This is a genomic window from Fibrobacter sp. UWP2 (genome assembly GCF_900141705.1).
GTDB lineage: Bacteria > Fibrobacterota > Fibrobacteria > Fibrobacterales > Fibrobacteraceae > Fibrobacter.
Window position 1 is genome coordinate 129,242 of sequence record NZ_FQYM01000004.1, and the last position, 26,742, is coordinate 155,983.

20 protein-coding genes are annotated in these 26,742 nt (G+C 54.6%); 6 read left to right on the forward strand and 14 right to left on the reverse strand.

Going from position 1 to position 26,742, the window contains the following annotated elements; translation table 11 throughout:
- From BUB55_RS03960 to BUB55_RS03970, 3 genes are read right to left on the reverse strand one after another with little or no spacing between them, the layout of a single operon-like run.
- Complete coding sequence (locus BUB55_RS03960; protein WP_073188410.1) at nt 1-894, reverse strand: S26 family signal peptidase; 894 nt, start codon at nt 892-894, stop codon at nt 1-3.
- Between the two features lie 14 nt (nt 895-908).
- Nucleotides 909-2,729, reverse strand: coding sequence for a translation elongation factor 4 (gene lepA, locus BUB55_RS03965; RefSeq protein WP_073188412.1), 1,821 nt, complete (start codon nt 2,727-2,729; stop codon nt 909-911).
- Nucleotides 2,730-2,788: 59 nt separating this feature from the next.
- Complete coding sequence (locus BUB55_RS03970; protein ID WP_083596864.1) at nt 2,789-4,921, reverse strand: HD-GYP domain-containing protein; 2,133 nt, start codon at nt 4,919-4,921, stop codon at nt 2,789-2,791.
- Between the two features lie 159 nt (nt 4,922-5,080).
- Between BUB55_RS03970 and BUB55_RS03975 the strand changes: the two genes are divergently transcribed.
- Nucleotides 5,081-5,614: a peptidylprolyl isomerase gene (locus tag BUB55_RS03975; RefSeq protein ID WP_083596865.1), complete on the forward strand. Its 534-nt coding sequence runs from the start codon at nt 5,081-5,083 to the stop codon at nt 5,612-5,614.
- Between the two features lie 3 nt (nt 5,615-5,617).
- Complete coding sequence (locus BUB55_RS14450) at nt 5,618-6,820, forward strand: hypothetical protein (RefSeq protein WP_073188416.1); 1,203 nt, start codon at nt 5,618-5,620, stop codon at nt 6,818-6,820.
- Nucleotides 6,821-6,922: 102 nt separating this feature from the next.
- Here BUB55_RS14450 and lexA read toward each other — a convergent pair whose 3' ends face one another.
- The 4 genes from lexA to BUB55_RS03995 form a co-directional block, all read right to left on the reverse strand.
- Nucleotides 6,923-7,576: a transcriptional repressor LexA gene (lexA, locus tag BUB55_RS03985; protein ID WP_073188418.1), complete on the reverse strand. Its 654-nt coding sequence runs from the start codon at nt 7,574-7,576 to the stop codon at nt 6,923-6,925.
- A 311-nt stretch (nt 7,577-7,887) separates the two neighbouring features.
- Entirely contained in the window at nt 7,888-8,394 is a 507-nt protein-coding gene (locus BUB55_RS03990) for an FISUMP domain-containing protein (RefSeq protein ID WP_073188419.1), read from the reverse strand.
- Nucleotides 8,339-8,470, reverse strand: coding sequence for a hypothetical protein (locus BUB55_RS14655; RefSeq protein ID WP_255369487.1), 132 nt, complete (start codon nt 8,468-8,470; stop codon nt 8,339-8,341). Before BUB55_RS14655 ends, BUB55_RS03990 begins: the two co-directional genes overlap by 56 nt.
- A 16-nt stretch (nt 8,471-8,486) precedes the next feature.
- A complete protein-coding gene (locus BUB55_RS03995) occupies nt 8,487-9,710 on the reverse strand; it encodes an FISUMP domain-containing protein (protein ID WP_073188421.1) in 1,224 nt (407 codons plus the stop codon).
- 472 nt (nt 9,711-10,182) lie between these two features.
- Here BUB55_RS03995 and BUB55_RS04000 point away from each other — a divergent pair, with 472 nt between their 5' ends.
- The 4 genes from BUB55_RS04000 to BUB55_RS04015 are packed head-to-tail and all read left to right on the forward strand — an operon-like array spanning nt 10,183 to nt 19,180.
- Entirely contained in the window at nt 10,183-13,533 is a 3,351-nt protein-coding gene (locus tag BUB55_RS04000) for a hypothetical protein (RefSeq protein ID WP_073188423.1), read from the forward strand.
- A 29-nt stretch (nt 13,534-13,562) separates the two neighbouring features.
- On the forward strand, nt 13,563-15,617 hold the full coding sequence (locus BUB55_RS04005; RefSeq protein WP_073188449.1) for a CotH kinase family protein: 2,055 nt from the start codon (nt 13,563-13,565) through the stop codon (nt 15,615-15,617).
- Nucleotides 15,618-15,658: 41 nt separating this feature from the next.
- Entirely contained in the window at nt 15,659-18,598 is a 2,940-nt protein-coding gene (locus BUB55_RS04010; RefSeq protein WP_073188425.1) for a TIGR02171 family lipoprotein, read from the forward strand.
- Between the two features lie 9 nt (nt 18,599-18,607).
- Complete coding sequence (locus tag BUB55_RS04015; protein ID WP_159431925.1) at nt 18,608-19,180, forward strand: FISUMP domain-containing protein; 573 nt, start codon at nt 18,608-18,610, stop codon at nt 19,178-19,180.
- A 13-nt stretch (nt 19,181-19,193) separates the two neighbouring features.
- Here the strand turns inward: BUB55_RS04015 and BUB55_RS04020 are convergent, their stop codons facing one another.
- The 7 genes from BUB55_RS04020 to BUB55_RS14660 all read right to left on the reverse strand — a co-directional run bounded on the left by BUB55_RS04020 (nt 19,194) and on the right by BUB55_RS14660 (nt 26,647).
- Nucleotides 19,194-19,910 (reverse strand): N-formylglutamate amidohydrolase, encoded by a 717-nt coding sequence (locus BUB55_RS04020; protein WP_073188429.1) that lies wholly within the window; start codon nt 19,908-19,910, stop codon nt 19,194-19,196.
- Nucleotides 19,903-21,183 carry a carboxylate-amine ligase gene (locus BUB55_RS04025; RefSeq protein WP_073188431.1) on the reverse strand — a complete coding sequence of 427 codons (1,281 nt, stop codon included), beginning with the start codon at nt 21,181-21,183 and terminating at the stop codon, nt 19,903-19,905. The genes BUB55_RS04020 and BUB55_RS04025 overlap by 8 nt, the downstream gene beginning before the upstream one ends.
- A gap of 45 nt (nt 21,184-21,228) precedes the next feature.
- Nucleotides 21,229-22,731: a RimK family protein gene (locus BUB55_RS04030; RefSeq protein WP_073188433.1), complete on the reverse strand. Its 1,503-nt coding sequence runs from the start codon at nt 22,729-22,731 to the stop codon at nt 21,229-21,231.
- A gap of 9 nt (nt 22,732-22,740) precedes the next feature.
- Nucleotides 22,741-23,442, reverse strand: a complete 702-nt coding sequence (locus BUB55_RS04035; protein WP_073188435.1) for a cysteine peptidase family C39 domain-containing protein — start codon at nt 23,440-23,442, stop codon at nt 22,741-22,743.
- 133 nt (nt 23,443-23,575) lie between these two features.
- Nucleotides 23,576-25,774 carry a CotH kinase family protein gene (locus tag BUB55_RS04040; protein WP_083596868.1) on the reverse strand — a complete coding sequence of 733 codons (2,199 nt, stop codon included), beginning with the start codon at nt 25,772-25,774 and terminating at the stop codon, nt 23,576-23,578.
- A gap of 209 nt (nt 25,775-25,983) precedes the next feature.
- Nucleotides 25,984-26,505: a phosphatidylglycerophosphatase A family protein gene (locus BUB55_RS04045; protein ID WP_073188437.1), complete on the reverse strand. Its 522-nt coding sequence runs from the start codon at nt 26,503-26,505 to the stop codon at nt 25,984-25,986.
- Between the two features lie 16 nt (nt 26,506-26,521).
- Nucleotides 26,522-26,647: a hypothetical protein gene (locus tag BUB55_RS14660; protein ID WP_255369486.1), complete on the reverse strand. Its 126-nt coding sequence runs from the start codon at nt 26,645-26,647 to the stop codon at nt 26,522-26,524.
- Nucleotides 26,648-26,742 lie beyond the last annotated feature (95 nt).

Consider the following 26,742-nt stretch of genomic DNA (forward strand, 5'->3'; position numbering starts at 1 on the left):
CTATTTGCTGGTCAGCCAAGTTTTGGCTTTCTTTTGGATAAATGCTTTTACTTTGTCTGGGAATTCCACGTAGCGGCCCAGCAGGCGTTTCTTGGTAAAGTAGCCCGTCTCGCGGGAGTCTACGCAGTGGTTGCCGCGGAGGCATGCCAAAAAGTAGCAGTCGTCCTCGACAACGATTTCGTTGATGAGGCTAGAGTCGGCTTCGTGGAGCAATTCGCGGCGGAGCTTGATGGGGGAGTTCCCCGGTTCGCTTTGGCGGATCTGCATTTCTATGAGCCTGCGGTCTTGCCACGGGAGCACGTTGATTTCTTGAAGGCTCACTTGGCGGTTGCTCAGCTTGGTGGAACCCACGCGGTCGATGTTGATTTCGCGCTCGCCCTGCCACAGGGTCGTTTTGATATGGAAGTTGACGCCTTGCTCGTGCAGGAGCGTGATGGCGTTGTCTTGCTCCACGTCGTTCAGGGCGTCAAAGTGGAGCGTGTCGCCTTTTTTGGGGACGTAGATGTCGCGACTCTCGATAAAGGCGTTCTCGCCCCGCCACAGGGTGCGGAACTTGCCCGACTTGATGAACCCTTTGTCAGAAATGTGGAGTGTGTCGCCCGGCATGGCGATCACGCGGCGCACCAGCGTCTCGTGGTTGCGGAGTTCAGCCCAAACGGTCTCGTTTTTTTTGACCTGGTCAATGCACTGCGGGAGCTTGCAGACCCACAAAAAGGAATTCTCCTTGTGGCGCGGGTACATAGAGTTGTTGGTCATTTTGAGCGGCTCGAACACATAGTGACGGGCGAGGAGCGCCACGGCGAACGCCAAAACCAGCACGAACACGAGGAAGAACACGTGGGATTGCGAGTTCATCCTCTGGAGTTTTTTTACGGTGTGCTTGAGCGAACGCATGGGATTCCTTGGGCTTAGTCACCATTGTTGCTGGAATCGTCGCTGAGCGAGAGCACGGCGAGGAACGCCTTCTGCGGCACTTCCACGGAGCCGATGCTCTTCATGCGCTTCTTGCCCTCTTTCTGCTTTTCGAGGAGCTTGCGCTTGCGGGTGATGTCGCCGCCGTAGCACTTGGCGAGCACGTCCTTGCGCACCGCCTTCACAGTGGAGCGGCTGATGATTTTCCCGCCGATGGCGCCCTGGATGGCGACGTCGAACTGCTGGCGCGGAATGAGGTCCTTGAGCTTGACGCAGATGGCGTTTGCGTAGGTGGTCGCCTTGTCACGGTGGATGATCACCGAGAACGCGTCCACCGGGTCGCCATTCAAGAGGATGTCGAGCTTCACCAGGTTGTTCTGGCGGTATTCGCTGGGGGCGTAGTCCAAGCCCGCGTAGCCGCGGCTCACCGACTTTAGGCGGTCGTAAAAGTCGAACATGATTTCGGCGAGTGGCAGGTTGTACTTCAAAATCACCTTCGTCTCGTCGATGTATTCCATGGTCTCGAATTCGCCGCGCTTTTCGTCGCAGAGCGTCATCATGGCTCCCACGAATTCCTTGGGCGTAAAGATTTGCGCCTTCACGTAGGGCTCTTCGATGTGGTCGTAGCGGCTCGCATCAGGGAGTTTACTCGGACTCTCGATTTTCACCATGCTTCCGTCGCTCATGTACACGTGGTATTCCACGTTCGGCACGGTGGTGATGATGTCCACGTTGAATTCGCGGTCCAGGCGTTCTTGCACGATTTCCATGTGCAACAGCCCGAGGAAGCCCGTGCGGAAGCCGAAGCCGAGCGCCTCGGAGGTTTCGGGTTCCCATGTGAGGGCGGAATCGTTCAAGCGGAGTTTCTCAAGCGCCTCGCGTAAGTTCTTGTAGTCCTCGGGGTCGATGGGGTAGATGCCGGAATAGATCATCGGCAAAATATCCTTGTAGCCCGGGAGCGGTTCCGTTGCCGGGTTCGCCACGTCGGTCAGCGTGTCTCCGATTTTCACGTCGCTGATGGTTTTCACGTTCGCGAGTACGTAGCCCACCATGCCTTCGGAGAGTTCGTCGCGCGGGTCGCGACGCATGCTGAAGGTTCCCACCTCAGTCACAACGTACTCGCCGCCGGTCTTCATCATGCGGATTTTCATGCCCGCCTTGATGGTGCCCTCTACAATGCGGATGTAGTTGATCACGCCGCGGTAGGAGTCGTACACCGAGTCAAAAATCAATGCCTTGAGGGGCTTGCCCGTGTCGCCCGGAGGGGCGGGGATTTCGTCCACGATTTTGTCGAGCACCTGTTCCACGTTGAGGCCGGTCTTTGCCGAAATGCGCGGGATCTTGTCGGGGTCGTAACCGAGCAAGTCGCCCACCAGTTCGGCATAGTGGTCGGGTTGTGCTCCCGGCAAGTCCACCTTGTTGAGTACCGGGATGACCGTGAGGTCGTTTTCGATGGCGAGGTAGAGGTTACTGAGCGTTTGCGCCTCGATACCCTGGCTGGCGTCCACCACGAGGATGGCGCCTTCGCAGGCGGCAAGCGAACGGCTCACCTCGTAGGTGAAGTCCACGTGCCCCGGCGTGTCGATCATATTTAAAATGTACTCTTTGCCGTCTTTCTCGTACACCATGCGGATGGCGTGCGCCTTGATGGTGATGCCGCGTTCGCGTTCCAGGTCCATGTCGTCCAAGAGCTGGTTCATCATCTCGTTCTTGGAGACGGTCTTGGTGAGTTCGATCATGCGGTCGGCAAGGGTCGATTTGCCGTGGTCGATGTGCGCAATGATGCTAAAGTTTCGAATATTGTCGTTATGAGCCATACAAATATGTGTGGTTACGGAACAGATTTTTGACGCAAAATATAGAAAAGTTGCGCACGCTAAGTTTCTTGACCCGCCTTTTGCTTGGCTTCACGCTCGGCCCTGCGGGATTCCTTGAGCTGGCGCTCTTCGTACAGGTCCTTGATGATGTGCAAGAACGACTCCATGATGACGGGGTCGAAGTGCTTGCCAATGCCCTCGGTCATGATCTGCAGTGTCTTTTCGTAGCTGAAGGGTTCCTTGTACGAGCGCCTCATGATGAGGGCGTCAAACACGTCGGCGACCGCCATGATGCGCGCCGAGAGCGGGATGTCGGTGCCGGCGAGGTGCTCGGGGTAACCCGTACCATCCCACTTTTCGTGATGGTAGTGCGCCATGTCGATGGCCTCTTCGAGGTAGTCGATCTTGATGGAGGTCGACATGGTCTTGGTGATGTTTCTCAAAATCTTGGCGCCCTCTTCGGAATGGCTCTTCATGATGGCGAATTCCTCGTCGGTGAGCTTGCCCGGTTTGTTGAGCACGGCATCCGAAATCTGGATTTTGCCGAGGTCGTGCAACGGTGCGGCGTGGCAGACTTTTTCGAAGAACTCGTCGTTAATCTGGTCGGGGTACTTGCCTTCTTGCTGCATTTGGTCCACGATTCTAAGCACGTAGTACGAGGTATTCTTGAGGTGGTCTCCGGTGCACTTGTCGCGGGCTTCCACGAGTTCGGCGACCTTGTAAATCAGCTTCTCCTGCATCTCGGTGAGCTGGTCAATATAGGTGGTGGACTCCGATGCCATTTGCACCAGCGCCTTGTACAGGTTCTCGATTTCGTCGAAGGTGTGGATGTTCAGGGAATTCAGGTAGTTGAGCCCGTTGCGGCGGTCGGCGGTGGACTTGTTCGTAAAGCGGAGCGTGCCCCTTGCCATGGCGTTCACGGGGTACACGACGCCGCGTTTAACCGCCTCGAGTACAAAGGCCATGATGATGATGGAGAGCCCGAAGAATAGCGAGAGCGTCTTGATGAAGAATACGATGTTGTCGATCTTGATGTCCATCATGGAGACGTCGGCGGCGATGTAGGCGACCGCCTTGCCGTCCTTGTTCCTCAGCGCCCTGTAGACGGTCATGAGCCAGCCGTATTCGTCGTTGGTCACAACGGGGGCGACGTCCTTGCCGGCAATAAAGTCGGGGACGAGCGCGGCGAAGGATTCCTCGACGGGGATGATCTCGCCGACTTCGTCGGCTTCAACGCCCTCGGCGTCAAAGTCGAACAGCACGTGGCACCCGGCCTGGTCAAAGGCGTAGGCGTAGTAGAACTTGACTTGCGGGAAGCTGTTCTTGATGCCAAAGAGTTGCTTTTCGAGTTCGTTGTAACCCTCGGCGGAGCGTCCCTGGGCAAGGTAGGTGGCCACCATGTCGGGGTCGATGAGGCTTGCGGCGGCGTCGGTCGCGCTCTTGCCGATGTTCTCGTAGTTGCGGGTGGCCACGTTCTTGTTGAGGTAGTAGCCGATGGTGCAGGCGAGGGCGCCCAGCAGGAGTTCGGAGATGACAACGACGATAATGACCTTGCGGAGGAGCGAGAGGCGCGTCTCGAACTGCATTGGCGTCTTGATTTCGTGGAGACGGAAGGGGGCCGCGCAGAGGTTCTTGATGCGGAGCGGGATGAACCGGAAAATCCAGAGCGAGAGCACCACCACGCAGGTTTTGTCGAGGATGTCGGCGATGAAGCCTCCGCCCAGTTGCGCCGAGAACCGGTTGCTGATGCCGGAGTCAAGGAGCCTCTGCACAAACGGGGCCGAAGCATTTGTGGTGAAATCGAAGCCGAACAGGAACCAGCTGAAGACAGACCCCAGAACGCCGTTGAGGAGCGCCAGGGCGACTATGGCGAGGATGGTCTTGCGCACCGACTTGAAGTAGTGCTTTTTGTAGAAGTAGACGGTGCAGACGGCGATGAGGATGTAGATGATGCCGTAGTAGACGGCGAGGGGCTCAAAAAAGCTGAAGAAGATGGTAGAGAAGAAACCGACCATGATCCCGGGGAATGCTCCCCCCAGCATGGCAACGAGGACCGTGCCGATGGTGTTCAGGTACAGGGGCATACTGAGCTTGTACACAAGAACAGACAGGGCGAAGTTGACGGCGATTCCGGCGAGAATCATCCCTATTACGGTGATGACCGTGGATTTTTTTGTGTGCAACAGATCCATACATCGCCTCTACTTGTATTTTTTTTCAATAATAAGAAAAAAATATCAATGCGACTAGGGAATGGGGGGCTTTTTGTGGTGTGTGTGACAGATGTCAAAAAAAATAATTGTATATTTTGCTTGTCAAATTGTATTTGGTTCGTTTTATTGATGGAGCCTATGAAAATCTTTAAAAAAATAGCTATCGCTGCTGTTTTGAGCGGCGCCGTTTCGTTGTGCTTTGCCGAGGGCAAGCTCTTCAATAGGGACTATACCGGCATCAAGTCCATCGAGGCGACCATTACGACTCACGAGGGCACCATTGTGCTGGATTTGGACTTTAAGGAAGCCCCGAACACCGTGGCGAACTTTGTGGAGCTGGCGACCAAGGGCTTTTACGACGGATTGCGCTTCCATCGCGTGATTCCCGGCTTTATGATTCAGGGCGGGGACCCCGAAGGCAACGGTACGGGCGGTCCTGGCTACACCATCGACAACGAGAACAACAATCTCAAGCACGAGACGGGGGTGATCTCGATGGCGAACCGCGGTCCCAACACGGGAGGATCCCAGTTCTTTATTACGCAGATGCCGCAACCGCACTTGGACGGCAAGCACACGGTATTCGGCCGCGTTGTCTCGGGTCAGGATGTGGTTTGCCGCATCGAGCCGAACGATCCCATTATCAACATCAAAATCGTGGAAAAGAAGTAGTCTATGAGTACAAAAAAAGCAACTCCTGCTAAAAAATCTGCAGCCAAGGCCCCTGCCAAGAAGGCTGCTCCGGTCAAGGCGGCCAAACCCGCCAAAAAGGCCGCCGCTCCTGCCCAAAAAGCTGCTCCTGCAAAGTCCGCGAAGCCCGCTGCAAAACCTGCGAAGCCCGCAGCAAAGCCGGCGAAGAAGGCCGCCCCGGCCAAGGCGAAGCCGGCCGCAAAGCCTGCGAAGTCCGCTGCAAAGCCGGCAAAGAAGGCCGCCCCGGCCAAGGCGAAACCGGCCGCAAAGCCTGCGAAGTCCGCTGCAAAGCCTGTAAAGAAGGCCGCCCCGGCCAAGGCGAAACCGGCCGCAAAACCTGCGAAGCCCGCCGCAAAACCTGCGAAAGCCGCTGCAAAGCCGGCAAAGAAGGCCGCCCCGGCCAAGGCGAAACCGGCAAAGGGCGCTGCCAAGTTAGACAAGAAGGCCCTCGCTGCCAAGAAGGAGGCCGAGAAGAAAGCTCTCGCCGCCAAGAAGGAAGCCGAGAGAAAGGCCGCCGAAAAGAAGGCGCTCGCCGAGAAGAAGGCTGCTGAGAAAAAGGCCGCCGCCGAGGCGAAGAAAGCCGCCGCCGAAGCCAAGGCTGCCGAAAGAGCCGCCGCCAAGGAAGCTGCCGAAGCCGCCAAGAAGGCCGCCAAGGAAGCCGCCGAGAAGGCAAAGAACCAGCCCATCGCGTCGGTTCTTCTGGTCGAGGGAAAAAAGCCCATCAAGACCATCATGTTCATCGAGGTGAAGGAAGACGAAGAGAAGACCAACCAAAAGAAGGTCTCCTCCGAACTCAAGCAGCTCGAGAAGAAGCCGACCGCTTCCATCCGCCACAAGGTCTCTCTGGCCGAAGAAACCCAGGAAGAACTCACGGAACGCATTTTGAAGGAACTCGAGGAACAGAACCTCGCGTTTACCCGCGAAGCTGCGACACAGATGTGCACGCGCTGCAACCGCAACCTCGTGTCTCCCGAATTCTGGGTCGACAAGCATCTGGGCTACTGCGAAGAATGCGCCGCCATCCTCAAACTTGGGCAGTCCAAGGAAGCCCGCAAGGTCGAGTACCAGCTGGGCGCCATGGGCGGTGACTCCCTGGACGAGGCCGATGAAGACGGCGAATTTATGGACGGCCCGAACGCGGCCGACCTGAAGGAAGCCGAAGAGGAACTCGCCGACCTCGACGATTAATTTGTACGGGATGAAAAAAAGCCTGCACCATGAGTGCGGGCTTTTTTTGTAGATTCTGTTTTGCGGTCGTCGCGCGGTAATTTATAGCCGCGCGGTCGTGGCCTAGTTCACCTTGCGCATCACGCCGATGACTCGTCCGGCAATGGAGAAGTCCTTGTTGCTCTTGACGACGATGGGGCGGTACTTGGGGTTCGCCGGGCGAAGTTCGATGTGGTCGGAGAGCGGCTGGTAGTACTTGACCGTCGCCTCGTTGTCGATTTGCGCCACGATAATCTCGCCACGGTCGGCTGTCTTTTGCTGGCGGGCGAAAATGAGGTCCCCGTCAAAGATTCCGGCGTTGATCATGGAATCGCCCTTGACGCGGAGTGCGAAGACGTCGGTACGGCAGGCGAGGAAGTCGCGGTCGATGGTGACGGTGCCTTCGAGGTTCTGCACGGCGAGAATCGGGGTGCCTGCGGCGACTCGGCCCACGATGGGGATTTCGATGGTGTTGCTGACTGCCTCTTCCATGTGTTCGGCGCCGTTCGTGTTCAGGATTTCGATGCCGCGGCTCAGACGCGGGGAGCGGTTGATGTAGCCTTTTTTGATGAGGGCTGCCAAAATGGAGCGGACCCCGTTCGTCGACGAAATGTCGAAGTGGTTGCCGATTTCGCGGACAGTGGGCGGCATGCGGTTCTCCTTGGAGTACTTGCAAATGAAATCGTAGATTTCGGCCTGGCGGTCCGTCAGTTCTTTGCGCTTGCTGTTGTCTTCCATCTTATACCTCGTAAAAAAGGGAATGGTTGCAATTTACAGATATAAATATAATGTACAAATGGGCAAATGTCAATAGGTTCACTGCACAAAAATGCATTTTTTTTTCTGGCTCTGTCAAGCCTTTTTATATAGCTGCGTGGTTATTTCCGAAAAACTGCGGTTCTGCTGCGGTTTTGACCTCGGCTCTGTCACACCAGACTGTATGGTTGCAAGAACGCTGCGGAAACCAAAAATGCCCAAAATAGCCTAAATTCTGCAATTCCGTAGTGAATAAACAGCTTCGGAGGGGCTTACGAAACCGACTTTTTTTGCTATGACAATAGAACCGTATAAAATGACTTGACAGAGCCAAAGCCACCGTAATATTCAGTAGACCAGAATCGTGCAACACCTGGGCCAAAGATTACCCCGTCAGGAAGCCGGGTCATCACCGAAAGTGCCGTAAAGCCGTAGGCATCTTCGCCATTGGCGGCATTACCATCGTAATCGGTCCAACCGGTCGTGGACTTGAGTTTTTTGCCGGCGACTTCTTGCCCTCCGACATTATCCACGAGGATTGCGAATTCCGTAGAGTCCGGGATATGCCAGCCCTCGGGGCATACGCCACGGGCCGGTTTTTTGATCGAACAAACGTCATCTTCGTCTTCGGTAAAGCCGCAACCCTTGCTGTTCGTGCTGTATGTGCCCGCGCTGTCCATGGCGGCACCCCATGTGTACATGCGACCATATTTGGTGCAGGAGTCTACGTTGCAGAAGCTATTTTCAACCTTGTGCCTCTTCTTTTGCCTCTTTTTCGGGTTCGTCGGCTTTGGTCGCACTGGAGGCGTCGTCACCGCAGGCGGAAAGGAGAAGTACTGCTGTGGCCGTCAGGCCGAAAAGAATCTTGTTAGGCATGATGTTTTTCCTTTAGTTAATCCTTGAGGCAACGGATGGAATAATAGGCAATCATCGACGACGAGGTAGAGAAAGAGACAGAATAGCTATCGATATATCCGATAAGAAGGACGTTATATGAGGAATTTCCGGTGTTATTGATCCAGAAGGCGGATGCACTTCCTCGTATCCGAGAGATCCATTTTTCTGTGTTAGCATTATATATGATGTCACCGGAAGGAATGATTGAAAACCCATAATCGTCCGTTCCATTACAACTATTGCCGGAAGACTGGGAAACCCATCCGTTGGTAGATTTCAGTTTCATTCCAGCAACGTCTTTGCCGCCAACATAAGATATAAGGTTTTCGAACTCCTCCGAATTAGGTAGATGCCACCCAACTGGACAAACATTATTTGCGATATCCTTAGAATAATAACGGCCAGTGATTTCGCAATTGGCGGGATCGTCGTCATAACAAAAACTCTCGGCACTTGCGTAATTCAGGTTTTCTGCCATCCAGATTTGAGAACCGATAGGTACAACCCTGTAACGTTGGCTGTCACGAGAATCTTTTACGTATAAAATTCCGTTGTCGCAATAAGCTGGGGCCATTTTCTCGGGATCGTACGGGGTAGCTCCACATACCGCTTTATAAAATTCTACTGTCCGGCTATTCTTTCCGTCATTGCAGACTATTGTCAAGGTGCCTTCGCCATTATCAAAAACATTGCAACTGGAGCCTTTGGTGCCGGTTTCTCCTTGTTCTCCCTTTTCACCTTTCTCGCCATTCAAAATCACGCCTACGGAATCGCCGCTGCAGATAACTTTGTATCCGCTACTGTCGGCTAACTGTTCTACAGTACAAGAAGAACCGGTATCGCCCTTATCCCCTTTTTCTCCTTGGTCGCCTTTTTCACCGGTGTCGCCTTTGGCTCCCTGTTCACCTTGGTCGCCTTTCTCTCCGGTATCACCTTTGACGCCCTGTTCGCCTTGGTCACCCTTATCGCCCTTTTCGCCGTCTTTGCCGTTCAGCGAGTTCCATTTTTTGTCGACGCAGACGTAGGCTGCAGCCGAATCAAGCGCGTAAACCATGGAGCCTTCGCTGTCCGTGTTGCACTTGGGCAAGGCTTCACCCTTTTCCAGTACTTGCATTCCGGTGGTTTCATTGACTTCGGTCACCTCGGTAACTTCGTCGCCACAGGCAGAGAGGAGTAGTATTGCACTGGCCGATAGGCCGAAAAGAATCTTGGTGGACATTTTTCTCTCCTTTAGTTAGTCCTTTATACAGCGTACGGAGAAATTGTTTTCCATGGGGTCTTCCATCCATGCGCTGCCGTCGTCTTCTGTCAGGTACAGGTAATATGCACTAAAGCCACGGCTCTGTCAAGCCTTTTTATATAGCTGCGTGGTTATTTCCGAAAAACTGCGGTTCTGCTGCGGTTTTGACCTCGGCTCTGTCACACCAGACTGTATGGTTGCAAGAACGCTGCGGAAACCAAAAATGGCCAAAATAGCCTAAATTCTGCAATTCCGTAGTGAATAAACAGCTTCGGAGGGGCTTACGAAACCGACTTTTTTTGCTATGACAATAGAACCGTATAAAATGACTTGACAGAGCCTTTTTTTCTCTGCCGGGCCGGTCAAGGCCTAGCGTGCCGCATCATTGGCGAAAAAGAAATGTAAAAAAAATTATATTTTCGCAAAATTTGTTTAATAATGGAGGCTGCCCTTGAAAAGGCGAAATCTTTCGACCCCCGTAGCGTTCCTTTGTGCGGCGTTCCTTTCCATTTCCCTGATTGCTTGTGGCGAGGACGATGCGAGCTTTACCACAAAAGAAATTCTCCTCGATGCGAAAAAGTACAGTTCCCTCGAGGAACTCCCTGCCTGTTCTGAGGAGTTGCGCGGTCAGGTGGCCGATGTCGCCGGGGTGTATTACGCCTGTGTTCCCGATTCGTGGACGATGCTTGGAGAAATTGTTGGCGGTGTCTGCAATATTCGTGCCTGCGATGCGGCGTTGGAAGGTTCGAACGTCTTTACGGTTACGCGTAGGCAAGTGTATACCTGCCGTTCTGGTTCCTGGGTCGATTTCCGTGGGGAGGCTTTCTCGGACGAGGATTATGTGGAATGCTTTATCGCTGTGATGATCCAGGATACGGTTGCTTCCGCCGATTCCCTGAAGGGTTGCAACATCGCAAGGGAAGGCTCCCTCTCTGTGGTCATGGGTGGCGACCTCATGGCCTGCGCCTCCCAAAAATGGGTGGAAGTCTCGGATACGGTTATCTCTGAAAACGACTTGCCCACATGCTCCAAGAATGGAATGTTTGCCTACGTCTTGAGCAAGGTGCAGGCTTATGAATGCAAGGATGGCGTTTGGTACAAGGGCGGGGAGCCGGTCAGTTCTTCCTCGAAAACGCCAGGCAGTTCCTCTTCTAAGGGCATGGACAGTTCCTCTTCTAAGGGCATGGACAGTTCCTCCTCGAAAACGCAGGATAGTTCTTCTTCGCTCTCGTCCTCCTCGGAGGCCGTGAGTTCTTCTTCGAAGCCCGTAGATGACGGAATCACGGTTCGCGGTATCTGTAAGGCGTCGGTCACTGAGGCTCAAAAGGGTGACAAGGTGACTTATTCCTTCTACAACATGGGTGGAACGCCGCAGACCTTCAACTGGATTTTCGGCGATGCGGCGGATCCTTCACAAAGCAGTGAGGTCTCTCCCGAAGTTTCCTTTAACCGCGGCGGCTGGCACAAGGCAATGCTGATCGTGAACGAGGGCATGAAATCCCAAAGCGATACGGTTGTTTGTACGGGTTTGACTGTGAGAGGGACGCCGATATCGGGTTGTGAATGTACGACGGATGCGACGGTTATTGCGCTAAACTCTCCCGATTATTTGAAGGCGGAATGGACCGTGACGGGCTGTACCGGTTCAGAGCCGTTTACGTACGAATGGTCCGAGGGAGGTGTCGGGGACGATTCAGTTGGAGTCGGGTCCACCACCTGGACTGGAGAATATGCTCCTTACGTGTCGGTTACCAACAGCGATGGGGAATACATGACTCCCTCATGCAAAAAAGTGGGCGTCGTTAGGGAAATGGAGTTTGATTGTTCCCTTGGCAAAGAAAAAATCGATGTATTTTACAGGAATGGCGCCAATGCCTACCTACCTTCGGTGGATTTGTCGATTGTTTCGGGAGATTCTTTCTCGACGAAAATAACGATGAACGCGTCGGACAAGTATGATTACTACGGTTCCGATGGTTCGTACATGTATTCGCGTTATGTATGGTATTCCAATTTGACTCAGGCGACTTATACCTTGGACGATTCGCTCTCTCCGTTGCGGACCTATGCGGTTCTTTTTGCCGGTGACACCGTGTGCACGGTGAGTGCGGTGACTTGCGGCCCGACAGACGAGTCAAATGTTGTCATCAAGGGTGACGAAGCGTCTTGGTCTCTCTTTGTCGATGGTAAACCGTATACTGCAAGTTCCTATGAATGGAAAATAACGGATCAAAACGGTGTTACCGAGAGCGGCCTAGAGAACCCGACGTATACCTATTCCAATGAGGGAACGGTATCTGCAGTACTGACCGTGAATAAGGGTGAGGATACGGAAACGACACTCGCCTGTGCCGACTTGATGGTAGCCCCCGCTGTGACGGGCTGTACTTGTGGTGCGCCGACTTTTTCTGGGGGTTATCCCAATATCGGGGATGGGCAGGTTGATCATGTGACATTTGTATGGAATGTGACCGGTTGTGAGAACGAAGACGATTTGAATTATGAATGGGAATTGAACGGATTGTCGCCGGATAGCAGCGCCATGGAAAATCTGGAATTTGGTTTTAGCTCTTTCAAAACGGTAGCCAATAAAACAGCGTATTATCCGGGTACCTATATGGCGAATGTGACGGTAAGTAACGATTACGGATCGAAACAGGAACTCTCCTGTGGACCGGCTGTTGTGTATGGGGTTGACTGCCAGGCTTCTGCGGATTATGTGAACAAGGGGGGGAATATCACTTGGACACTTTCGAATGCGGGTAATTATGAACCGGAGACCTATTTGTGGACTGTTAAGGATAAAAATGGCGAGGTGCTCGCTACGGGTACAGACGCATCGATGGTGACTCAGCTTCTGGTTACGGGCGATGTTCAAGCTTCTGTTGTTTTGAATAAGGATCTTGACACGGAAATTGCAGTGTCTTGCCCGAGTGTTTACGTGGCAAAGGAACCCTTGCAAAATTGTTCGTGCAAAGGCCCGACATTGCTATCTTCTGTGAATAATATTGCCGAGGGGAACGTCGTTTACCAGTGGCAGATAAAGGGTTGCATAAGCCCCTATTCGCTTCCTCTGACATATGATTGGTCTTCTGGATTTACGGTGGATCCGACGGACAATTCTATTGTTACCAAGACGTTCACCGAGGCCGGGTGGGCCACTCCGACAGCCGTGGTAGAAAATACGGACGGATCTAGTGATAGATTGCGCTGCGAGGAAGCGACTGCCTACAACGTCACGTGCGCCCCGAAAAAATCGGAAATTACGCTTGGTGAAACCGTTGAATGGTCGTTTATGGTAACCTATTTGCCCACTGATACTTATGAATGGACGTTTACGGAAGGTGAAAATGAACCCGAAGTGATGTCGATGGTCCTTAATCCTCAAATAACTCCTGCAGCAACAGGTGTGGTTAACGCCTCTGTAACTTTTAATGAGGGGGATGAATACGAAATGGTTGTCAATTGTGCTCCGCTGACGGTGAAGGAAGCCCCGCCGGGACCTCCAGCCATTACGGGGTGCTCTTGCGGTGATCCGGATCCTGTTCCAAGACAAAGTGCAGAAGATGTGTTCATGTTCCGGTGGAGTGTTGTCGGTTGCACGAGCGAGGGCGCCACGCCATTGGAATATACTTGGAGTGACGATGTGACGCCGGATCCTGATGATGCGACCGTGGCGATACAGGTTCCTGAAGGGGCGGGGACTTATGGCCCGACGGTAACGGTGGAGAATACGGCAGGAGTAAGTGTGGAAGTGGCTTGTCGTCAGGTGACTTACTCTAATAATTATTCCGAAGAATGATTCGGGGAAAAACGATGTTTAAAGTTATTTTGAAAAAATTTCTGCTCGGTTCTGTTGTATTGGCGCTTGTGGCGTCGTGCAGTGACGATGAATCGGATGGCTGGGGCGATGAAATCGTTTCTGCCCCTGCGGCCATGCTGAATCTCGATAGCATCGAACTTACGGATTCGCTCTATTCCTGGTATCTCGAAAAGAGAGCCTGTTGTGGCGATTCTTCTAGCAGCTCCAGGGGGACATCTTCGACGTCTGCGGTAAGTTCCGCGAATGTTTCGAGCGACTCGGGTTCCTCTAGCAGCATTGGAATCTCCTGCAGCTCTGGAATTTCCAGCAGCTCTGGAATTTCCAGCAGCTCTGCCGCAAATTCTGCGGCGAAGGACCCCGACGATGAAGGCTCCAGTGAAGAAGCTTCCAAGGTCCGCCTCCTGCCTCCGGCGGGTTTTTATGACGAATTGACGATTCCTGTGCCTGCGCCTGAATATGGCGGTAAAATCCGCTGTACCTTCAATGGTTCCGAGCCGACCTCCGTTGCGGAGGAATTTGTGGAGCCCTATGTGGTGAATCGCAATACGGTAGTACGCTGTGCGGAATTCGTCGGTGATTCTGTTGCGCGCAAGTCAAGCCATACGTTTTTTATAAACGAGAAGGTCTCCATGCCGGTTGTGGCTATTAGCGTGGACCCGTACAAGATGTTTGATTCCAAGAACGGCTACTACAGCCAGGGCGTTTCGTACTGCGCGGAACCATGCCGTGAGGCGAATTACTGGTGGGACCTGGAACTCCCCGTCCATGTGGAGTTCTTCGAAAACGGCAGTGCTTCGACAAAGAGGGACTGGCAGATTGATGCGGGTCTTTCCATTATTGGCCAGTGGAGCCGTTACAGGGCCAAGAAGTCTGTGGCCATCAAGATGAAGAGCGAATATCAGGACGGCCGTATCAAGTTCCCGTTGTTCAAGACCAGGCCCGAAGCCAACAAGTTCAAGGCTTTCAACTTGAGGAATAACGGTAACCGCTTTGTGAGTGACTACATTGAAGACCCGGTGCTCACGAGCCTTATGGAAGGGAGCGGGGTAGATTACCAGAGGAGTCGCCAAGTGGTTGTGTTTTACAATGGCGCCTACTACGGGATTTTCGACATGCGCGAACGCCTGAACGAACATTTTGTCGAGACGAACTACGGTATCGATTCCAAGCAGGTGAACATGGTGAAGCACATAGAGACTACCGTGACGGCAAGCGGCGGCTCGGCGGATTCTTACCTTGAAATGCTTGATTTTATCGACAAGAGTGATTTTGGGACGGATGCTGCTGCCTATGAGAAACTCCAGACCATGATGGATGTCGGTAACTATGCGGATTACATGGCTGCTGAAATTTACATCCACAACGGTGACTGGCCCGACAACAACGTGCGCGCCTGGAATACGGCGGATCAGCCTTTCAAGTTCATGATTTTTGACGTCGACCACGGTTTCGGCTGGGACTGGGCCGTGAGCGGGTTCAATTATACGAGCCACAACATGTTCAGCTGGATAAAGCAGGGTGGGACGAACATGTGTTTCACTTCACATTGCTTTGCCCAGATTTACATCAAGCTGATCGAGAATCCCGATTTTAGGCGTCTCTTTATCAACCATTCCGCGGTCATGCTCGACTATTACCTCTCTTATGAAAGGGTTGTGGAGGCGACGGACCGCATGACGGCGACAATACCGTATGCCGAGATGGATCGCGATATGAAGATGTACCCGAGGAACGAACATTCCTTCGACAAGACCGGAGCGACACTCAAGTCTTATGCGAGCACCAGGACCGCTGCCGTCCGCAGGGAGTACCGCTTGGAATTCGGTTTGGGTGATGATATTTCGGTGACGATCGGCTCCACGGGCAACGGAAACGTCTTGCTCGACGGGATGAAACTCCCGAGTACGAACTATACCGGAACGTTCTTCGCCGGCAACGACATGCTGCTGACGGCGACGCCGACGGGCGGGAGTGTATTCGACGGTTGGTCGGACGGCAACATGGAAAACCCGCGCCTCGTGAGCCCTGTTGACGGCTCCAAGTTTATCGCGAAGTTCAAGTAGGTGAGGCCATAAGCTATTTTTGTAAAGTTGGTTAAACGATTATGAAAAAGCTGGTCCTGAGTGTTTTTTTTGCCCTGCTCGCCATGACTGCTTGCAGCAGCAGTGACTCCGCCGAAGAAGAGGAGGACCTTGTAATCGTTGTTGAGTGCGATACTTCCGTGGTGGACACTCTTTTTACAGACACGCTTTTGACCGACTCTCTCCCGAACGACACCGCGATAGCGGATACCTCTGTATTGGATTCTTCGTTGGTCGACTCCTTGGCAGTCGATTCCACTTTGTTGGATTCCGCGCAGGATCTTTCTCCAAAATCCATGGTCCTTGTCGCCGGGGCGCAATTGACCCTGGGCATGAACGATTCTTTGGTTCCGGCAAACGAACAGCCCTCCATGAGGGTAAAACTGGATTACGACTTCCTCATGGGAGTACACGAGGTGACCTGCGGCGAGTATGCGGAGCTGGTGGAACAGTCGGCATTAAAGAAGTTCGGCGATTGCGAGAATCCGAACCTCCCTCTGGTCAACGTGACATTTTACGACGCGGTGCTGTTCGCGAACGCCATGAGCGTTTCCCATAAAAGGGATACGGTCTACACCTATATCTCGGCGTCGTTCAGCGCCGACAATCATTGCACGAACTTGGATGGGCTGGCGTTTCACCCCGAGGTGGAGGGCTACAGGCTCCCTACCGAGGCGGAGTGGGTCTTGGCGGCGTCTGGCGACTGGGATCCGGAGGCGAGCTGGAATGCGTCCAACTCCAATTACGTTGCGCACGAGGTCTGCACGTCGGGCGATGCCGGCGGCAGGGCGTCCCTCTCCGGCAAAAAAGATTCGGTGCTCTGCGACATGGCGGGAAACGTGATGGAATGGGTGAACGACTGGCTTGGCTACTTCCACGATACGACGGTCACCAACTATGTGGGCGCTCCCGACGGAGGCCAGCATGGCGAGCGGGTCGTCAAGGGAGGGAGCTTCCGTACAGATCCTTTGTCTATCAAGCGTTACCGCAAGGGGGATGTGTACAAGGTGACGTCGTCTGCCAAGGAGGAGTACGTGGGCTTTAGGCTTGCGTACGGGGCTATCCCCGGCGCTGTGTGGATGGCGTCGAACGGATCTGCGAACAAGAGCCAAATGACGATTCTTGCGAACTCCGCGAAGGTCAAGTCCATTACGGGTTCGTACCGTACAAAACTTGCCTTCCGCAATGACCTCACAGGGAATCTCGCGTTTGTGGATTACTCCGCCGTGGCGCTCTCTGTGGTGGAAATCCCCGACACCATGGAGGTCTACCATCCCGAGATTTCGCCGGACGGCAACCGTGTCGCGTTCTCGACCGGGCTGGAAGGCATTTCCGGGAAATCGTCGGTTTACGTGCGTGACCTGAACGCCGAGGGGAGCGGTCTCGTGAAGCTCGAGGTGGAGAACGCGAGCATCCCGCGGTGGCGTGTGACGCCCTCGGGCGATACGGTGATCGTTTATGTGACGAGTTCCGCCAACAACAGGGACGAGGCGGTTTTCAAGGGCGCGTCCACATGGCAGGTAAAGTTTGAAGGGGGGCGTTTTGGAGTGCCCCAAAGGCTTTTTGACGGCGCCTATCATGGTGGCGTGAACTTTAACGGCTCCTTGGGGGGCGTAGACCTTGCCGTGACGGGGGCTCGGCTTTTGCGTGCCCGTATCGCCGATTCCGCCGCGGTGCGCGACACCCTGTGGTATGCGGGGGAACAGGCGTGCAACGTTTCGCTTTCCCGCGATGCTTCGCACCGCACGCTTTTTTTGGATTTTGGCGGCAGGACGGGGCGCAAGTTCGCGGGCAAAAGTTACGGGTCGCACGAGATGCTTTTGGTGGCGGACCGCAATGGGACCCTGGTGCAGGCGGTTCCATCGCCTCGTGGGCGCAGCTTTGACCATACCGAATGGGTCGTGGGTGACTCGGCGAACCTTGTGGTGGCGACGCTCGCGAATATCGATGGCGTCCACGGTAGGGTGGTCTTGGTGGATCTCTCCGACAGCACCGTGATGCCGCTGGTGGACGGTGTAGAGCTGTGGCACCCGAGCTTGTGGGTCAAAGGCTCCAACAAGATGGTTTTGCAAAACGAGTGGAACCTGGACAGCGCGTGCGTGTATTACGTTGACGTGAGCAATCCGCTGCTCTCGTTCAAAATGAACGCCTTTTGGAGCGAGTACGATTCGCTCGAGGTCGTGGCCGTGGGCTCCTCGCGCATGAGCATGGCGTTTGCCCCCAGTGCTTTGTCGTACGGCCGTTCGTATAACATGGCGGCGATCCCCTCCGATATGGACGTTTCGCTTTACGTTTTGGAGAACTATGTGTTCAGGCACGCCAAGAGTCTCAAGGCTGTTATCGTAGGGATTGATCCCGATTTGTGGAATGATGCCGAGAATGTGAAGGTCGCCGAGAACCTGCTCGCGATTCCGGGCTACTTTTACGACAGGGACCACGACTTTTGGGAAGATAAGGATTTGCCTGAACTCAAGAAGATCAGCGAAAGGATCCTCAGCGAGCAGGAAGTTTTTGACGGGAACCATCTTAACAGGGGCTGGGTCAACATCCTCGACCAAAATTCCTGGACCACGGGCGGCTTTAACCAGGTCGACATCTTGGGCGATTCCACCTGGTGCGACAGTACCGATAGAATCGAGCGCGCCCTCGCCGAACTGGAGAAAATCTTGCAAATGGCGAAGGAGAGGAACGTGCTGGTTTTGGGCGTGGTGTTCCCGCAAAGCCCCTATTACGCCACGACGGGTTCGTTTGGCCGCCATGCGATTCGCCGTAGCTGCGCCGAACAGGCTTTGAGCAAGGTGGACTCGATGCAACTGGCGTACGACAATTTTGTCTTTATGGACGAGAACAAGATGGGGGCGCACGATTATGCCGATTCCCTGGCCTACGATTATGACCATCTGAACGGTTTTGGGGCTTTGCGCTTGACTGCAAAGATCGATTCGGTGCTGCTGCATTATTAAATTATGGCTATGAAGACTTTCCATTTTTTGCTTTTGACGCTCTGCCTCGCCATGCTCGCTTGGGCTGCTCCCAAGACAGGCTCCATGCGCGACAGCCGCGACGGTCGTAGCTACCGCACGGTCGTAATCGGCTCCATCACCTGGACGGCAGAGAATATTTCGTATAAAATAAGCGGAAGCGAATGTTACGATGGCAAGGCCGAGAACTGCACCAAGTACGGCAGACTCTACACCTTCGAGGCGGCTACCAAGGCATGCCCCTCGGGTTGGCACCTGCCTGAGAACGATGAATGGAAGCGGTTTCGCACGTTTATCGAGGACAGCGACGGCAAGGAAGCCGCCTGGGTGAGCCTCAAGTCCCGCGACAAGTGGGACGGCAGCGACCGCTACGGCTTTGACGTGGTGCCCGCGGGCAGGGCGACCGACGAATTCTTGGACTTGGGCGTGTCGGCGCACTTTTGGAGCGCCACCAGCGAGGATGGCGACGCGTACGGCTGGCACTTGGCTCCGCCGGGCGACTTCACCATGGATTTTGACGTGTCGAGCAACATGTACTCGGTGCGCTGCGTCAAGGATTACTAGGGCGCCAATTCCGTTATTTGAAAAGTTTTTGGTTGATCTCGACTTCGATGCCGAGGTATTTTTCGCCGAACTCTTTGCGTAGGCTAGTCGTGAGGCCGTCGGAGTAGCCCGTGTAGGGGTAGTTGAAACGGACTCTTGGTTTTTGGGGGGTGCGGTCTTGGAACGCCCTCAGTATTTGACTTCGCAGGTTTTGTACAAAGGTTCGTTCTGCAGGGCGTTTGGGGTCGTATAGCAGCCCGATTTCGGTATTGCGGGTTTCGCCGTTCAGTATCGGCGTAAAGCTGTGGATGGCGATGTGGATGACGCGGGTTTTTCCCGTTTTTGCTGCGGCGCTTTTGGGGTGCCGTAAAACTTGTGCCACAAATTCTTGTATGGGGTCCCGGTGGCCATGCCAAAGGGCGGCAATCCTCTCCTTGTCGGCGGTGGTGGCGTCGCGTGTGAATTCCGAAAAAAAATTCTTGTTGCCGAGGCTTCGGTTTAGGTCGGCGAGGAGGCGCGTGAATGTGCCTTCGCTGCAAAAGTCCGGATGGAGGTGGCTGACGAGGCGGCGGTAGACGCGCAAGGCGCCGATGTCATAACCGCGGTGGGTTTTGAGGGCGGCCTTGGCGGCGGCGCTTTTGAAGTATTTGCGGAAAGCCGCGGGCACAGCGTTGCTCGCATGCTCGCAGGTAACGACAATAAAGTCTTTGCCTTGGACTGCCGCGGCTTTGTAGGGACGTTGTTTATGCATCTTCTGGCGTGGCGTAGAGGCGGTTGTGGGCGAGGCAGTCGGCCAGCTTCTTGTATTCGTTCACAAAGGCTTCGTGGGTGGGCGTGTCGCCCAGCGTTTTGTGGAGGGCGCTTGCCAGCGTCCCGCGACGGAGCATCTTTTGCATTGTGGCGTGCGAGACCTCGGTGAGGTCGCCCTGCACCACCTCAAAGATGTGCTTCCAAATGTCGCCCGCGGTGACTCCGCTTTTTTTGCCTGCGTCGCCAGCCGGGTCCATGTCGAAAAGCGTCAAAAGTTCAACGTCGTCAATGACAGTGTCCTCCGCGCCCTTGGAGATGGCGGTCAGCATGTTCGAGAGCTTGTCGGTGTCAAAGTTCCGCAATTTTTTGCGGTAATCCTTGATGCCGTAGGCGTTGCAGAACCGCCCGCATGCAATCGCCTTGAGCGTTGCAATTTCCAGTTCGGCGATGGCGATGTCGGCGTTGGGGCATTCCTGGATGTCCACAAGGCGGATCTCGATTGCTCCGCGGTCAAACCGGGCGATGGCGCCGCGGCTGTTCAAAAAGAAGTGGTTCAGCAGATGCTCGGTGTCGTAGGGTGCGATGTCTTTTTTGATGCGGTCAAAAATCACGCGGTTGTAGTCGTCGTAGGTGTAGACCGGCTCCGGGATGACCTTGCCCGCGATGCTTGGAATCTTGTCTTGGTTGTGGCGGTAGGTCTCGATGCGCGCGTCCAAAAAGCCGCTGAACTTGCCGTCCAAATACGGGCTGCTCGCCGCAATGGCTGGGATGAGCGGGAGCATTATGCGGATGGCGGCGTGCAGTTCGCCAAATTCGTCGTCGCCGTCAAAGGAGAGGTTCAAATGTGTGGACTGCAAATTTGCCCATCCGTGGCCGCGGCAATCGAAAATGCGGTCGTAGGTGTCGTAGATTTCCTTGCACTCGTAGGGCCACAGCACTTTCTCTGCCGGGTCCATAAACGGGTGGGCCGCGCTTGGCAACAGCATGGCGTTGATCTTTTCGAGCTTCTTGTTCGCCCTGCGGATTTCGTGCTGAAAATGCTTGCCGAGCCCGTCGAATGTGGAACGCGGGTGGGCGCACTTGAATTCCAGCACGTGGCTCACCAGTTCGTTCGAGAGCCCAATGTCGCCGTATTCCGTATCGGAGAGCTGGTTGCCGTCCTTGTCCTTTCCGAGGGGCACGTCGGCACGGGGGAGCACCTGCAGGGTGTCCCTGTCCACAATCATGTATTCCATTTCGACGCCGAAGCGTTCCCAGATCTTGAAAGTTTCCATAATAAACCTATGAGGATTTCCTCAAAGCGAAGCGCCCCCATGCCGCTAAAATAGCATTTCCCTGTCGTGTTGCAGAATCTTTTGTTGCGCGGCGTTCAAACGGTCTTCGATACGGTGCCGCAACGAGCGCATCACCGCGAGGTAAACCTTCTTTTTGCCCACCTGGTCTTCAATGCCCGCGTCAATACTCGGGTTGTCATTGACCTCGATTACCATCGGCTTGCCGTTCACTTCCTTGAGGTCCACGCCGTAAAGCCCGTTGCCGATCATCGAAGCCACGCGGAGGGCTGTCTTCACAATCCCGTGGGGCACCATCTCGATGGGCAGGCAGTCGTACTTGCCGCAAAGTCCCTTTTCGTCTTTCGCGTCCCAGTTGTAAATCTGCCAGTGGTTCTTGGCCATAAAGTAACGGCAGGCGTAAAGCGGCTTGCCGTCCAAAATTCCGACACGCCAGTCAAAGTCCGTAGGCGTGAACTCCTGCGCAATCAGGAGGTCGCTCCCTTCAAACATCTCGTCCAGCACCTTCTCGAGTTCAGCCTTGTCGTTCACCTTTTTGACGCCCATCGAAAAGCTGGAATCCGGCGCCTTGATGACCATGGGGAAGCCGAGCTCCTTGGCGAGCGTGTGGCGGTTTTCGCTGTGGGCGATAATTGTCCTGGGGGCGGGAATGTGTCCCACCTCCATGAGCTCCTGCAAATACACCTTGTTGGAGCAGCGCAAAATGCTGTCGGGGTCGTCGATCACCGCGATGCCCTCGCTCTGGGCGCGGCGCGCGAACGCGTAGGTGTGGTGATTCACGTTTGTTGTCTCGCGGATAAAGATGGCGTCGAATTCGCCCACGCGGTGATAATCCTTTTTGGTGATGAGCTCCACGCGGAATCCCGTGTCTTGCGCCGCCTCGATAAAGTTGTGGATGGCCTCCTTGTTGCTGGGCGGCTCCTTTTCGTCTGGATTGATGAGGATGCCCAGGTCATAAAGGTATTCGTCGCTCTTTGTCGAGACAAAGCGGGTCTTCTCAAAGTATTCCTGCGCGAACAGGTCCACCATCTCCTTGTGCGTCTCGGGGATTTCGTCGACGCAAATAGGGCGGATGCTCTGGATGAACCACTTTTGCTTGAACACGAACTTGGCGCGCAGTAGCGGCGCCTGGAAAATGCGGTACAGTTCCTGCGAGAGTTCCAGATACTGCGGGCTCACGTTTTGCCCAAAGTAGATGGAGAGCACGAACTCCGTACCCGTCAAGTGCCTAAAGCTCTTTTGGATGAGCTCGTCGATTTCGTCGCTGATGATTTTTACCACCGCGGGCGACTTGAAATCGCGCATGCTTTTGACGTTCGGGATGACCTTGTGGCCGCGGGCCTCTGCCAAAAGCGACACATAGTAGCCCTTGCTCTGGTAGCTGTAATCGCGGCACAGGTTGAACACGCGGAGGTTTTTCTCCTTGGTGTAGGAGCGCTCTGTGAGGTAGTCCTTTGCCGAAACGATTTCGGCTTCGGGGATGTGGAACTTCCAATGCTTGGGGTTGTTGACAACGATTATTTTTTTCATGACTTATGTTTAACTCTTTTTGGGTTCCACGACAAGGATGTTGCTGTCGTAGGTGACGATGCCGAGCAGAATGCTGTGGATCAGCCTGAACTTGTCGACCTTGTAATAAGGGCCTTGCATCATGGGGTTCGTGCAGTCGGGATCCGCCACCAAAAAGTGCTTCTTTTCGTCGAAGCCGTAGAGCACCACAAAGTGCCCCATGGGCTCGCCTTTGATGTCGTCAAAAACAGAATGGTCCGTCTCGTCGGTGTATTCGCGCTTGCTCCTGTAGAGGTACGTGGCCGAGAGTCCCGTGAGCACGGGGATGTCCCGCTTGAAGTAGCTTTCGAACATGGCTGCGCGCAGGTCCGCAAAGTTGATGCGCCCGCCCAGGTCTATAAAGCGGATGTAGGCTTCAATGGCTTTTTTGAGTTTTGGCGCGTGTTTTGCCTTGTGGAGTAAAACCAACTTTTCCCTGAGTGCCTTCATGGAGAGCCCGACCCACGTGGGGTCGAAAATTTTCAGGTTGTAGCTGTAGATGGTGGCGTCAAAGCCGCGCTTTAGGGCGTCAATGCCCAAAAACACGCCCAGCGTGCCGCCTTCTTCCAGGAATTCGATTTCTGAGATGAGTTGCTTTAGTGGAATTTTGTAGCCAAAATGGGTGTACACCGCGTGCAGGCTCGTGGGCCCGCAGGTGACATCGTCCGGTTGGGCTAATATTTTTAAGTCCATCGTAATACCTCGTTAAACGTGGCGGTGGGTGGCCGATGTTTTCGGCACTCCCGTCGATGGCTTTCTGTGCGCAAATATAGCAAAAAAGAGGCCGCTTGGGCGACCTCTTGGTGTTTTCCAACCTTATTTGAAATTACTTGAAGTTCGCGGTGTAGGTGACGCCGTTGGTGGGGCTCACAATGCGCGGGTTCTCGGTGCTGCCGTCGTCCCAGCCTGCAAACACGGAACCGTTGGTCGCTACGGCGGTGAGCTTCATTTGCACGCCGTTAAAGAACTTGGCGCTGTAGTTTTTGCTCGGGAGTCTCAGGTCCTCGAGCAGCACTTCGCCGTTGCCGCTCGCGGCAATCGTCACCTGGACTTCGCCGCTCACGCCAAATTGCTGTTCCACCTCCTGGCGCACGGTCTGCGTGCGGTTGGCGGCGTACTGGACAAGCGTATTGCCGGTGGGGTCCCAAGTGAAACGGCTTTGGTTTCTGGGAAATCGCTGCTGGTCGCGCTGCTGTTCGGCCTGCGGGATGGTCGCCATCATCGCCTTCACCGTCGCCTGCACCTTTTCGTAGGTGAGGTAGCTGGTGAGGAGCACCGCGGCGCGGTTCAGGAAGAGCCTCTTGAAGTCTTCGTTTTCGCAGAGCTTTTTGAACATGCCTGCGGGGGACCTCGCGTCCATGGCGTTGTTGTTCATCCATTGGAACATGTTGGTGCTTTGCGGGTCAAAGCCTGAGATGCCCGGGGTGAAGCCAAAACCGTGGTCCACGTCAAAGATGACGAACTTGAACGGGTGGCCGTTGCCGCCCCAAGCGCGCACGTTGTTGTTGGGCCAGTCGCCGTTGTGCATGTAGATTTCTGCGAGGATGTACTCGGCAAAGCTGCCCACGTCGAACTTGGTCTTGAGCTGTTCGTACTGCTGGTTGTTGGCGCCTGCAAAGTTATTTGACTGGAAAAGGTTCAGCACTTGCTGGTACTCGTCGGTGCGGCCGTCTTCGCCGCTCGCCTCGAGGCTAGAGCCCTTGATTTTGACCATGTTGATTTCGGACGATTCAATGCCATAGTTGGTCTCCACAAAGTGGCGGTTCAGGCGTTCGCGCATGTCGTGGATGCCAAAGTACTCGCCGTTGTAGAACACCACCACCTGGCGGCTGCGCTGGTAGTCAACGCTGGTGCCTTCCATGAGGCTCGTCATCATGGCGTCGCCCACGTAGTCGGTCCAAAAACGGTTGCCGTTGTTGCGCAGGTTAAACGACTTGAACTTCTTGGCGTCGGGACGGGTGTCAAAGAGCTGGTATTTGAGGCGGCCGTCCTGGTATTGCGAGCTCATCTTGATGGCGACGGACTTTTTGGGCTTGTAGCGGCTCCAGTTGCCAATGATGGAGATGCCCGCGTCAATTTCCCAGGTCTTGGTCTTGGTGGAGCTGCCGTTCTCGAAGTATTCCACGTGTACGGGGAGCTCGGTATCGCGCCAGAAGTTTGCCTGTTCGCAGGGCTCGGTGCACTTGGGGTTGTTGTCGTCGTTGACGTTGCCGAAACCGCCAAAGTCAAAGCCGCCGCCCATGCCGCCGCCCATACCGCCGCCCCAGGGACCGCCGGGGTTGTTCATGCCGCCGGGATTGCTGTTCACTTCGCCGGTGGCGTAGAGGCCGTTGGTCGAGTCGAACATGTCGTAATGGTTCACCGTGAGGGCGACCACCGGCATTTGGACGTTCTCGTTAATAAAATAGGTCTGCGTGGAGGTGCGAACCGCCTGCCCGTTCACGAACTCGGCGCAGCGTACCACAGAGTTTTGGGTGATTTGCTTTGCCGCAGTGAACTGCTCGGAGTTCTGCGTGGGCACGGAGCCGTCAAACGAGCAACGCACCTCGCCGCCCATGGTGGCGGTCGGCGGGTTCACCGTGAGGCTTGTGTAGAAACCTGCGGGCGGCAAAAGGCTGTCGTCGTTAGTAGAAGCTTTTTTGCTGGAGGAGGACTTAGCAGTGCTTGAACTAGAGACAGGATTTGGGCCCGCAATACTCGATAGCGCGGGGGTGATGTCTTGCGAAGAGCTGGACTTGTTCTGCTTTGGGTTTTCTGGCGGGTACGTCGTGCTGAACGAACTCGTGACCGGGGGGAGGGTCTCGCCGCTGGTCGGCACAAAAGCCGCGCTGGAACCGGGATTAACTGCGGAACTCTGGTCGGTGGGGATGCCGGGATCAATGGAGGCGCTCGAGAGATCAAGACCAATGACGTCGCCGCTCATGTCGGGTGCGATGCCGTTGTTTGCGTCTTCTGATTCAGAGGAGCAGCCAACCTGGATAAGGCCCGCTGCAACCAGTGCAATAGCATATAATTTCTTGTTCATGTTGAATCCTTGATTCTTTTGACTCCCCAAACACGAACATAGATCCAAACATTACATGCACCGTGGTTTAATTTAGGTTATTTTTGCCTTTTTTTTGATTTTTTCGCCAAAAAATATGGATAAAAAAAAGAAATGTGAAGCATGTCACAGGGGTTTGGGAGTAAAAGTCCCGTAATTTGTCGCTTTGTCCGGCGGGGCGGAATTGCGGGTTATAAAACCGCGGCGAGCGCCGCCATCAAAATGCCCGCGTAGAGGCCGCCCAGCAGGTCGTCGGCCATCACGCCCCATCCCTGCGGGAACTTCTCGAAACGGTGGATGCCCAGCGGTTTTAGGATGTCGAACAGGCGGAACAGCGCAAACGCGACGACGAGCAGCCACGGACGTTCTACAATCAACGCCGGTGGTACAAACGCGAGGGCCGCCCACTGACCGCAAACCTCGTCAATCACGATCCAGCCCGGGTCCTCGGTCTTGGTGTCGCGCATGGCGCGGTTCACAAAGGGGATGGCTCCAAAAAAGATGATGAGCGCGGCAGGCAAGAACCAAATGGTACAGAGGGCCATAGGGTAGGCAAGCGCGGCCGCGGCCAGGCTTCCCCAGGTGCCGGGCATCTTGGGGAGCATCCCAGCCCCAAAGAACGTGCTCACGAGTCTCGAAGGGAGGCTCGCCCCTCGCCATTCGTGGGGGACTTTGGGCTTTCTGTACTTTTCTTGGAGTTCCTGCTTGTTCATCGGCCTAAATTTAGAATTAAAATTCTTTTAGTAGCGAGTCCAGCCTCGTGCTGAGTTTGATGGCGCCCTCGTAATTCAGGTGGTCGTAGTCGTGCGCCATGTAGGTGGTGTAGTCGTGGTCGCCCATCTTGTTCTCGTCCATGAATTTGTCCCTTTTTTAGTTGAAAATCCAGGTCTCCAACTGGTGTAAATCTAGGCTATTAGCGCTTCATTGTCAAGTAGTTTCATGCTCTTTTC